Origin of the sequence: Nonomuraea longispora, assembly GCF_004348345.1 — a bacterium.
GTDB lineage: Bacteria > Actinomycetota > Actinomycetes > Streptosporangiales > Streptosporangiaceae > Nonomuraea > Nonomuraea longispora.
The window spans coordinates 24,732-34,264 of the sequence record NZ_SMJZ01000082.1 but is presented as its reverse complement, the minus strand read 5'-3'; the positions used below and the strand labels follow the sequence as shown (position 1 = coordinate 34,264).

The window sequence follows — 9,533 nt, the reverse complement described above, 5'->3', positions numbered from 1 at the left end:
GAAGGGGCGCTGAGGGGCCGTGCTGTTCTGTGGCGCTCGACGGGAAGCCGGCGGGGCGGGTGAATCCCTCCGGGTCGGTGGCGTTCGGGTCGAACGCGGCAGCCGGGGAGCCGGGCTCGTCGGGGTCGGGCTCGGCGACGAGTTCACCCGTGGCGGCCGGCCACGGAGGCATGGCGTGCGGGTCGCCGGCGGGCACGGGCCACACGGGCATGCCGGCGGCCGCGGCGGTGAACGCGGGTGGCGGCTCCCACGGCGGTGCGCTGGGCGTCACCGGTTCCGCGGGCCAGCGGCCGGTCTCGTCGTGCGACGGCGCGTCCCACGCCGGTGGGTTCTGCGCGCCCCATGCTCCCGGGTCGTGCCGGTGTGGCGCCTGTCCTCGCGGGTCCCGTGCGTGCTGGTGCGGGTCGTGTCCCCGTACGTCGGGCTGGGGCGCGGAGTGCGTGCGGTCGGTCTGGTCGCGGCCGGTGCGCGGGCCGCTCAGGAGCTCACGCGCCGCGGAGGGGCGGCCGGGGAACGCGTGGGGGGCCTGTGGATGGTCGTCCCATTCCTGGCCGGCGGGGTTGGAGCCGGTGGGGTCGGCGAACCAGTCGTAGGGCGCGGCATCGTCGCCCGACACCTCCCAGGGCTGCGCGCCCGGCCGGTCCTCGGGCTCCGGCAGGTCCGGGGGCGGGCCCTGGAAGACGGGAATGGCGGGACGGGCCCTGGGGGCCGTGCCTTCGCCCGCAGGGCTGCCGAAGGGGGGCCTGCCGGGCGGGATGCCGGAGGCGGCGTCGGAGGGTGTGAACGCCGGTGAAACTTCTCGCCCGTCGGTCTGGCCGAAGCTCGGCGGTGGCGTCGCTGGTGCGGCCGAGTTGTCGGCTTCCGTGCGATCGTGCTCAGACCCGGGTTCCTGGCCACGCATAGGGCGAGCCTAGCGAGAGAGACGAGATCGTTACGTCGGTATAAGCGTTCCCGAAAGGATTCGGCATCCCGTTTGGGGCGTTACGCGTACGAAGCCGGGTTTCAGTTTCGTGGGCTTCCGGTGACCGAACGGTTGTCCAGCGCCTCGAACACCGTGGCCTTCGTGATGTCGTTGATGGCGGCGAAGAGCTGCTTGCTGCCCTTCTTGTCGGGCTTTGTACCGTCCTTGTTCTGGAACCACACCATGATCGCGTAGTGGCCGTGCGTCAGGATCCGGGTGCCGCCGCTGCCCGAGCCGATGAACTTGGTGACACTGTCCTTACCCGCCAGCGGTTTGACGTAGTTCTCGGTGTCCCCGGCCTTGGCCACCTTGCTCGCGGCCTTGCTGGTGGTGAGGTTGGCCACGCCGATCGTGCCGATCACCTTGCCCGCCTTGTCGCGGAAACTGGCACGGAGGAGCTGAGTGCACTTGCCGGACTTGAGCGCCTTCTTGAGATCGTCGCCCAGGGCGCCGTCGTCGCACTTCTTGTCCTTCTTGGTGATCGTCCGCTCGTACGACCGCTTCGACACGGTGATCTTCTTCTTGCTGCCGAAGACCTCCTTCACCGAGATCGGGTCGGGGTCGGTGGAGCGGCTGCCCGCGAAGCCGTACTCGCCGGGAGGGGCGGACGGCAGGGGCACCGTGGTCATGCGGGGCTTGGCGGTCGTCGCGGGGACGGGGTCGTCGGCGTTCCACATGAACACCAGGCCGCCGCCGAGCAGGCCGAGCACGGCCACGCCGCTGATCGCGAACCACAGCGGGGCGCGCGAGCGCGAGCCCTCGTCGTACGGACTCCACCCGACCTTGCTCTGCGGGGCCGCCGGCGCCTGCTCCTTGGGCTCGCCCTCGGCGCGACCCTTGCGACGCGGTCGGCGGAAGGCGCTGCCCGGTTCCTCGGGCGGGTTTCCCATCCCGTAGGGGGCGCCGCCCGTGCCGCTCTCACGTTCCCCGTTGCCGTTGGAAACCATGGGGCGACATTACCGTGATGTTCGTCATCGGGTTCCGAAGTCCTGGGTCCACCACGGGCCGTCTGGGCCGTCGGCGACGCCGACGCCGATGGCCTTCAGCCGGCAGTCGAGGATGTTCCTGCGGTGGTCGCGGCTGTCCAACCACCCGCGTACGGCCTCGTCGGGGGTGTCGTAGCCGGCGCCGATGTTCTCGGCGGCCCCCCAGTGGTATCCCGCGCGCTCCATGCGTTCCCACGGGGAGTCGCCGCCGGGGGAGTTGTGCGCGAGCCGCCCGGTGCGGGCCATCTCCAGCGAGTGCGTACGGGCTGAGCGGGTGAGCCCGCGGTCGACCCTGAGCGGCCCGCACCCGTGCCGGGCCCTGGCCGCGTTGGTGAGCGAGACGACCCTCGACGCCATGCCCGCCATGACGCGCACCCCGCCTTCGTCGCTGCGGAGCTCCGCGGAGCCGTCGCCCTCGCTGTTGAAGCCGGGGATCTGCCCGTCGGGTTTCTTGGTGACCTTGGGGGTCGTCCTTCTGCGGGGGGTGGCCCTGGTCGTGATCTCCCGAGGGATGCGCTCGGCCTGCGGCTGGGCCTTCTTGGACGCCTTGGGCGCGGCCTGGGCGGTGGCGGCCGCGGGAGGGACGGTCTCTTCGAGGTAGACGTGGCGGGCGGGCTCGGCGTCGTCGGTCAGCCGGCCGATCAACACGCCCGTGAACAGAACCGCCATCAGGCAGGTCAGCACACCCAGGTGATTCCGGCGCCGAGCGCCCCGCTGGGTTGGCCGGGTGTGAGAGTTCTGCCACATACCGCCATCAACGATAGGGATGTCTGGTCCTGGGAAAGAAGGGGTCCCAGGGAAACGAAATCGAACCGTTCTGCGGTCGGGTAGACTCGTGCGAGGTTACCGGTCTTTTGACCAGCACGCCTCCGGGCGGGTAGCCTAATCGTTCGTTGTGTGCATAGGTCCAGCGTGACCAATGCGCGGCGCGTCCGGCGTCATCTCCCGTGTTGCGGAGACGGAAGGTCCGGGCCGTCGTGTGCCCGCACCGACCGACCAATGTTGCTGTCGCATCCGACAGCGCCGAAGACGCGAGCATAAAGAAGGCTACGACCGTGCGCACGTACTCACCGAAGCCCGCCGACGTCCAGCGTCAGTGGTACGTCATCGACGCGACCGATGTCGTGCTGGGCCGGCTGGCCAGCCACGTCGCGACCCTGCTCCGCGGCAAGCACAAGCCGATCTTCGCCAACCACGTCGACACCGGTGACTTCGTCATCGTCATCAACGCGGACAAGATCGCGCTGAGCGGCAACAAGCTCGAGCAGAAGAAGGCGTACCGTCACTCGGGCTACCCGGGCGGTCTGCGTTCCGTCAGCTATGGCGAGCTCATGGAGAAGCGGCCGGAGAAGGCCGTCGAGAAGGCCGTCAAGGGCATGCTGCCGAAGAACTCCCTGGGCCGGAAGATGGCGAAGAAGCTGAAGGTCTACGCGGGCTCCGAGCACCCGCACCAGGCCCAGCAGCCGGTGCCGTTCGAGATCAGCCAGATCGCCCAGTAAGTAGACCCGCGGGGGAGACCCCGGCGCCGAGTTTCGAAAGTAAGAGGAGAACCGTGGCTGAGCCCACCGGTGTCGAGACGGCCGTAGAGACGGCTGTGGTGGAGGACTTCTCCAGCGAGGAGTTCCCGTCCGAATACACCACCGAATCATCCGCCAGCGCTGACGCTCCCGTGCGCAAGCCCGTCACCACGGGCAACTCGTACGGCACCGGCCGCCGCAAGGAGGCGATCGCCCGCGTGCGCATCGTCCCCGGCACCGGCAAGTGGACGATCAACGGTCGTTCGCTGGACGTCTACTTCCCCAACAAGGTCCACCAGCAGATCGTCAACGAGCCCTTCGTGGTGCTCGGCGCCGAGGAGGCGTTCGACGTCATCGCGCGCATCGACGGCGGCGGCGTCACCGGCCAGGCCGGCGCGCTGCGCATGGGCCTGTCCCGCGCCCTGGCGGTCCTGGACGTCGAAGTCAACCGCCCACCGCTGAAGAAGGCCGGCTTCCTCACCCGTGACGCCCGCGCCACGGAGCGGAAGAAGTACGGCCTCAAGAAGGCCCGCAAGGCTCCGCAGTACAGCAAGCGCTAAGTTGGCGCGCCTTTTCGGCACCGACGGGGTACGCGGGGTCGCAGGTCGCGACCTCACAGCGGAGCTCGCCATGGACCTCGCGGTCGCGGCGGCTCACGTCCTCGGCGATGCGGGCGCGTTCTCCGCTACCGGCCCCAGCCGTAAGAGCAGGCCGGTAGCGGTCGTAGGCCGGGACCCACGCGCCTCGGGGGAATTCCTCGAGGCCGCGGTGGTCGCCGGCCTCGCGGCGTCTGGAGTGGACGTGCTACGCCTCGGCGTGCTGCCCACCCCGGCCGTCGCCCACCTCACGGCCGCCCTCGGCGCCGACCTCGGCGTCATGCTGTCGGCGTCGCACAACCCGGCGCCCGACAACGGCATCAAGTTCCTGGCCCGCGGCGGCTTCAAGCTGTCCGACGCGGTCGAGGACGAGATCGAGCGGCGGCTGGGCGAGGAGTGGAGCTTTCCCGTCGGCTCGGCCGTGGGCCGCGTGCGGGACGCGTACGGCGAGGCCGACCGCTACATCTCCCACGTGCTGACCACGATGAGCACCACGCTCGACGGCCTCGACATCGTGGTCGACTGCGCACACGGCGCCGCCCACATGGTGGCGCCCGAGGCGCTGGTGCGCGCGGGAGCCAGGGTCGAACCCATCGGCTCCAGGCCCGACGGGCTCAACATCAACGCCGGCCACGGCTCGACCCACCTGGACAAACTCCAGCAGGTGGTCGTCTCGCGCGGGGCCGACCTCGGCGTCGCCTACGACGGCGACGCCGACCGCTGCCTCGCCGTCGACCACACCGGCTCGATCATCGACGGCGACCGCATCATGGCCGTCCTCGCCGCCGCCATGCACGCCGAGGGCCTGCTGGCGAAGGACACCGTGGTCGCGACCGTGATGTCGAACCTCGGCTTCAAGCTCGCCATGCGCGAGGCCGGCATCACCGTGGTCGAGACCGCGGTGGGCGACCGCTACGTGCTGGAGCGCATGAAGGGCGACGGCTACAACCTGGGCGGCGAACAGTCGGGGCACGTCATCATGCTCGACCACGCCACCACCGGCGACGGCCTGCTCACCTCGCTCCACCTGCTGGGCGTGGTGGCCAGGACGGGCGTGCCGCTCAAAGAGCTGGCCTCGGTGATGACGCCGCTGCCGCAGATCCTGATCAACGTCAAGGACGTCGACAAGGGCAAGGCCTCAGTGCCCGAACTCGTCGCCGCCGTCCAGGAGGCGGAGGCCGACCTGGGTGAGACGGGGCGGGTGCTGATCAGGCCGAGCGGCACCGAACCGATGATCCGGGTCATGGTCGAGGCCGCGTCGGAGGAGCACGCCACCCAGGTGGCCGACCGCCTCGCCGACGTGGTGCGCAAGGCCTGCATCTGACTCACGTCGGGTACGGCACCCGCTGCCGTACCCGACGCTCACGAGCGGGCCTTGAGCTGGGCGTCCATGTCCAGATCCTTACCTCGACCCCGGTCACGCGGCTGCGATACAGCTCGCGTTCGGCGAGAATGCACAGGTCGCCGAGGCCGAGCTTGCTCATGACGTGATCGGTCGGCGGAACGCCTGTGCCGGCTCCGGCGATCACCGTGGTTACGGGAAGGATGAGGCCAGGAACGTCGAGGAGGTCGCAGAGGACAGAGGTGTCGATGAACTCGACTGTGCGCCCCGCGGTGCGGCGGAGTCGTATGTCGCGCCGGGGCACGTATTGCCGCACGAGGTGGCATGCCGCCTCGCAACGGCCCCTCGTCCACGCGTCTGCTGTCGAGCGAGTCGACCAGGTCGCCGCCCTCCGCCAGACGTGACAGCACTTCGAGCCCATCGAGAGCGTTGGACTTACCGCTGCTGTTGCGCCCGATCAGAATTGTCATGCTCCCCAGCGGGGAGCACGGCATCGCGGGAGGTCTTGAACCTGGTCAGCCGAAGTTCGGTCAGACGCGCAGACATGGCTCAACGTTACAGGTGACTACTCGTCTCCCGTGAGGGAGAAGGATCGCAGCCTGCGGCCCGCCCAGAAGACGGCCGCGACGGTGACGATGAGCAGAGCCGGTACGGCGAAGCCGAGCGTCACGTCGGCCTTGAGGAACGCCGAATCGGAGATCTGGTCGGCGATCGACTTGGCCCACTGCTGGATCGAGAACCTGCGGGCGCCCGGGACGAACCCGCCCACCACGGTCTCCCACACCAGGGCGTAGATGACGCCGATGGCCACCGCGTGCCGGGTCAGGACGCCGAGCAGGAGGAAGACGGCGGCGTAGGCGATGCCGGCCAGCAGCGCCCCGAAGGCGAACCCCGTGGCGATGCTGTCCTCGTTGCTGACCAGGAGCCAGGCCGCCACGTACGTCGGGACCGCCCCGAACACCGCCAGCAGCGACGCCGCCACCAGGAACTTCGTCCGGACGATGGCCGGGCGGGAGATCGGCTTGGACAGCAGGTGGATGATCGTGCCGTCGTCGATCTCCGGGGCGATGACCCCCGTGCCCGCGATCAGGCCCAGCAGGGGCAACATCGTGTTGATGGCGAAGTTGTCCATCAGCAGCATGGCCGAGCGCTGACCCGTCTCACCGAACAGGCGCAGCAGCACCGCCAGGGCGATGAGACCCAGCGGCAGCACCAGCAGCAGGATGATGCGCCGGCGGCCCAGCAGGGCACGGTAGGTGATACCCGCCACTACGGTGTTCATCGCCTCACTCCGTTCGGCAGCTCGGTCGCTTCGGTGCCGTCGTCTTCCTCCGTCGCTGCGCTCCCGTCGCTCCTCCTCCAGACGTCGGCGCTTCCTCGCGGGTTCATGGCCGCACTTCGATGGGAGATCGCCGGCGGTTCGGTTGCCGGGGTTTCGGATGGTCGCCGGTGCATCAGGTGCTCCTGGTGATGAGGTAGGAGAAGACGCTTTCCAGGTCCTCGTCCGCGGGGGAGATCTGGTGCAGGTGTACGCCCTCCTCCTTGGCGACCCGGGGGAGGAGCCGGGCGAAGCGGCGGAACTCGGTGGCCTGGACCTCCAGGCCGTCCGGGCGGAGGGTGATGCCGCCGGCCGAGGCGTCGCGGATGAGGGCGGCGGCGAGTTTCCTGTCGTCGCTCGAACGGATCATGAACAGGTGCGGCCGGTCGGTCATCAGGCGGCGGATCTCCCGGAAGTTGCCCGACGCCGCGTGGCGGCCCGCCACCAGGACCTCGATGTGCTGGGCGACCCGTTCGACCTCCTCCAGGATGTGGGAGCTGAACAAGATGGTCTTGCCGTCGGCGCCCATGGAGCGGATGAGGCCCATCAGCTGGAGGCGCTGGCGGGGGTCCATGCCGTTGAACGGCTCGTCGAGCAGCAGCACCGGCGGGTCGTGGACGAGCGCCGCGGCGACCTTGACGCGCTGGCGCATGCCTTTCGAGTACGTCTCGACGCGGCGGTCCTTCGGCTCCTCCATCTCGACCGTGGCAAGGGCCTTGCGGGCGGCTTGCGCGGGGTCGGGCAGGCCGTGGAGCCTGGCGGCGGAGAGCACGAACTGCCAGCCGGTCAGGAAGCCATACACACCCTCCCGTTCCGGGACTAGGCCGATATTTCGGTAAATGTGGTGGTTCTTCCAGACCGTGTTTCCGTCCAGCGTGACCGAGCCGCCGGACGGTGCGAGGAAGCCGGCCATCATGTGGAGGAGCGTCGACTTGCCCGCGCCGTTGGGCCCGAGCAGGCCGGTGACACCGGGGCCGATGGTCATCGTCACGTCGTTGACCGCCACCACGTTGCCGTACCAGCGGGAGACCTGCGAAAGCTCGATCTTCATCGCGAGGCCGCCTTCCTGTAACGCAGCGCGAGGGCGCCCAGCCCGACGCAGATCAGCACGACGAGGATCACCGCCGAGGCGGGGCCGTTCGGATAATCGCCCTCGATGGAATGGGGCGGCGTGCCGAACACCCAGGACTGGACGGAGTCGACCAGCCAGAACGGGTTCATCAGCCACGCCCACGCCGCCTGCGCCTCGTTGCCGGTCGAGGCCAGCGTGCCGTAGACCACCGGGACCGCCGCGAAGGACAGCAGGTAGACGGTGATCACCGAGGCCACGCCGAGCCCGCGCCGGGGCGTGAACGAGGCCAGCGCCAGGCCGAAGGACGACAGGAGGAGCGCCAGGACGAGTGTCATGGTCATGGCGCCGGCGTACTCGCCGGTGGCGGGCGGGCCGGGGAGGTCGATCACGAGTTCGCCGGCGTACATGAGGGTGAGCGGCACCGCGACCAGCAGGAACAACGACGCGGTCATGGCGGCCACCTTGGCGCCGACGTACTCGACGATCGCCACGGGACGTGACAGGTAGAGCGGCAGCACGCGGTAGCGCAGGTCGGGGGCGACGACGGTGGGGGCCTGCGCGGCCAGGAAGACCGCCACCACGGCCTGCATGATGACGGCGTAGGCGCTGTAGGCGATCTCGCTTCGCTGGATCAGGGCCATCAACGCGATGTTCACGATCGCGGGGATCAGCATGATGGTGGCCAGGGAGAACGGCATGATCTTGCTGCGTGCCGGGCGGCCGAGGCCGAAGACGCCGCGCAGGCTGTGCAGGGCCAGCGCTCTGGTGGCGTAGCCGCGGCCGAGCCGGGGGCCGTCGTAGTGCCGGTAGCCGATGTCGTAGATTTCAGACACTGGTGCTCTCCTCCCGGAAGACGTCCTCGATGCGGTGACGTCCCTGCTCCAGGCGGATGAGGCAGAGATCCAGGTCGACGGCGGCGTCGCGGATGGCGTCGTACGTCTCGGGCCCGAGCACCTTCACCACCAGCATGCGGCCCTGCGGCGACACGGTCTGGCCGTCGCTCGTCAGGCGGGCGGTCAGCGCGTCAAGGCCCTCGTCGACCTCGACCGTGACGGTCTGCGTGGCCTGGGTGAACTCGCCGATCGCAGAGGAGCGCAGCAGCCGCCCGGCGTCGATGACGATCACGTGGTCGCAGATGCGCTCCAGCTCGCCCAGCAGGTGGGAGGTGACGAGCACGCTGATGCCGAACTCGGTGCCGATGCGCCGGACCAGCGTCAGCATCTCGTCGCGGCCGCGCGGGTCGAGCCCGTTGGTGGGCTCGTCGAGAAAAATCAGTTTCGGGTCGTGGACCAGGGCCTGGGCCAGCTTGACGCGCTGCTTCATGCCGGTGGAGTAGCCCCCGACGGGTCGGTAGCGCTCTTCTGCCAGGCCGACGTGGCGCAGGACGTCGGCGGCCCGTTCGCGGGCCGCCGTACGCGGCAGCCCGGACATCTGGGCCAGGTGGACGACTAACTCGGTGGCGGAGACGTCGGGCGGAAGACACTCGTGCTCGGGCATGTAGCCGACGAGCCTGCGGATCTCCGCGCCCTGCGCGGTGACGTCCAGATCGAGCACCCGGGCGGTGCCGCCGGACGGTGGCAGCAGGCCGAGCAGGATCTTGATCAGTGTCGACTTGCCCGCGCCGTTCGCCCCGACCAGGCCGGTGACACCGGACCCCACGGTGACGGAGAGCTGATCGACCGCCGTGACGGTGGGAAAGCGCTTGGTCAGCCCCTCGGTGGCGAGGATGTGCATGTGCCGG

The 9,533-nt window shown here is 69.5% G+C and carries 10 protein-coding genes and 2 pseudogenes; 3 read left to right on the top strand and 9 right to left on the bottom strand.

Features of this window, described 5'->3' with window-relative positions:
* The 3 genes and pseudogenes from E1267_RS21840 to E1267_RS21830 form a co-directional block, all read right to left on the bottom strand.
* A pseudogene (locus E1267_RS21840) lies at positions 1 to 901 on the bottom strand (hypothetical protein); the annotation flags it as partial.
* Positions 902 to 1,002: 101 nt separating this feature from the next.
* Positions 1,003 to 1,908 (bottom strand): hypothetical protein, encoded by a 906-nt coding sequence (locus tag E1267_RS21835; protein ID WP_132334439.1) that lies wholly within the window; start codon positions 1,906 to 1,908, stop codon positions 1,003 to 1,005.
* A gap of 24 nt (positions 1,909 to 1,932) precedes the next feature.
* Positions 1,933 to 2,616 carry a CAP domain-containing protein gene (locus tag E1267_RS21830; RefSeq protein ID WP_165959723.1) on the bottom strand — a complete coding sequence of 228 codons (684 nt, stop codon included), beginning with the start codon at positions 2,614 to 2,616 and terminating at the stop codon, positions 1,933 to 1,935.
* 386 nt (positions 2,617 to 3,002) lie between these two features.
* On the opposite strand from E1267_RS21830, the gene rplM reads away from it, so the two are divergent.
* From rplM to glmM, 3 genes are read left to right on the top strand one after another with little or no spacing between them, the layout of a single operon-like run.
* Positions 3,003 to 3,446 (top strand): 50S ribosomal protein L13, encoded by a 444-nt coding sequence (rplM, locus tag E1267_RS21825; RefSeq protein WP_132334437.1) that lies wholly within the window; start codon positions 3,003 to 3,005, stop codon positions 3,444 to 3,446.
* A 53-nt stretch (positions 3,447 to 3,499) separates the two neighbouring features.
* Positions 3,500 to 4,024, top strand: coding sequence for a 30S ribosomal protein S9 (rpsI, locus tag E1267_RS21820; protein WP_132334436.1), 525 nt, complete (start codon positions 3,500 to 3,502; stop codon positions 4,022 to 4,024).
* A 1-nt stretch (position 4,025) separates the two neighbouring features.
* Complete coding sequence (gene glmM / locus E1267_RS21815; RefSeq protein ID WP_132334435.1) at positions 4,026 to 5,384, top strand: phosphoglucosamine mutase; 1,359 nt, start codon at positions 4,026 to 4,028, stop codon at positions 5,382 to 5,384.
* A gap of 1 nt (position 5,385) precedes the next feature.
* On the opposite strand, the gene E1267_RS46535 is transcribed toward glmM, so the two are convergent.
* The 6 genes and pseudogenes from E1267_RS46535 to E1267_RS21785 form a co-directional block, all read right to left on the bottom strand.
* Positions 5,386 to 5,544 carry a hypothetical protein gene (locus E1267_RS46535; protein WP_181957824.1) on the bottom strand — a complete coding sequence of 53 codons (159 nt, stop codon included), beginning with the start codon at positions 5,542 to 5,544 and terminating at the stop codon, positions 5,386 to 5,388.
* 274 nt (positions 5,545 to 5,818) lie between these two features.
* Positions 5,819 to 5,872: pseudogene (locus E1267_RS47960) on the bottom strand (hypothetical protein); the annotation flags it as partial.
* 95 nt (positions 5,873 to 5,967) lie between these two features.
* Positions 5,968 to 6,684, bottom strand: coding sequence for an ABC transporter permease subunit (locus E1267_RS21800; protein ID WP_132334434.1), 717 nt, complete (start codon positions 6,682 to 6,684; stop codon positions 5,968 to 5,970).
* 172 nt (positions 6,685 to 6,856) lie between these two features.
* The gene (locus tag E1267_RS21795; protein WP_132334433.1) at positions 6,857 to 7,771 is read right to left on the bottom strand and encodes an ABC transporter ATP-binding protein; all 915 of its coding nucleotides are present in this window, start codon (positions 7,769 to 7,771) and stop codon (positions 6,857 to 6,859) included.
* Positions 7,768 to 8,625: an ABC transporter permease gene (locus E1267_RS21790; RefSeq protein WP_132334432.1), complete on the bottom strand. Its 858-nt coding sequence runs from the start codon at positions 8,623 to 8,625 to the stop codon at positions 7,768 to 7,770. The genes E1267_RS21795 and E1267_RS21790 overlap by 4 nt, the downstream gene beginning before the upstream one ends.
* Entirely contained in the window at positions 8,618 to 9,526 is a 909-nt protein-coding gene (locus E1267_RS21785) for an ABC transporter ATP-binding protein (RefSeq protein ID WP_132334431.1), read from the bottom strand. Before E1267_RS21785 ends, E1267_RS21790 begins: the two co-directional genes overlap by 8 nt.
* Positions 9,527 to 9,533 lie beyond the last annotated feature (7 nt).